Below are 985 nucleotides of genomic sequence, written 5' to 3'. Positions count from 1 at the left end.
CCAGCCTCTCCTGCGGGTACGTATGAGTACGAAGTGGTAGGCGGAGGAATTACAGAACGAAATACTTCAGGAGTGTTCACATTGGATGCAGGAAATTATTCTGTTTATGTGTACCACCAATCGGGATCATCATCTGCGACCACCCCTAATGTTTTGTTCCAAGAAGATTTTGGAACAGGAAATGATACTTGTAATAACTCCATTATATACATGACTTGCAAACCTAATGAGGAGTTGCAAAATAGTCAGTATGTTATTACAAAACAAGTGACGCCAAGAGCCGAGTGGACAACTCCAACCGATGCTTCAGGAGTTGTAAATGGTCGCTATTTAGCAGTAAATGCTAACTCTAACCAAGGTAATTTAGGGGTTATATATACTAAAAACATCAAAGATATTGTTGCTGGACAAGATGTTAAGGTAAGTGTGAAATTATATAATTTACTGAAATCTACTTATATAGGAGGTGTTAATCCAAACTTAGATTTTGTTCTACTGACCTCAGGAGGAGTTGAACTTAAACGAATAAGTTTAGGACAGATATTAGCAGATGAGAAATGGCATTCAAGAGCTGTTACATTCAGCAGTGCGGACATAGGAACAAACACTGAGGTCATTTTCCAAATTGTGAGTAAAGAACCTGTTTCAACCAGTGTTGGAAGTGATGTGGCAGTTGATGATATTTTGATTTGGCAGGAAACCAAGGTTTGCAACCCACGAACAGATGCAAAATCAGTAGTGATAGAGGCAGCAAAAGCATTCACTGTTACAGGTTCGGCAGAAGATGCTGCTTGTGATGGATTAGGCAAACTGAAATTAAGAATTGAAAATAGAAACGGAAGTGATATTGTTTATTCGCTTGATAATGCTAATTGGACAACAATAACGCCGACGGCAACCAGCGTGTCCAATGTTGATACGGCTGTGATTCCTAATTTAGCAGCAGTAACCAGCGGTACTGTGTATGTAAGAAAACAGAATGAAC

General features: G+C 39.3%; 1 protein-coding gene. It reads left to right on the top strand.

The annotated features are described in order from the left end of the window. On the top strand, positions 1-985 hold a 985-nt coding region (locus tag CCAND38_RS11950; protein WP_042344051.1), incomplete at both ends, for a hypothetical protein.

Origin of the sequence: Capnocytophaga canis, from assembly GCF_000827555.1 — a bacterium.
In the GTDB taxonomy this organism is placed as follows: domain Bacteria; phylum Bacteroidota; class Bacteroidia; order Flavobacteriales; family Flavobacteriaceae; genus Capnocytophaga; species Capnocytophaga canis.
Note: the sequence above shows the minus strand (reverse complement) of the source record. Positions and strands in the feature narration are given on the sequence as shown.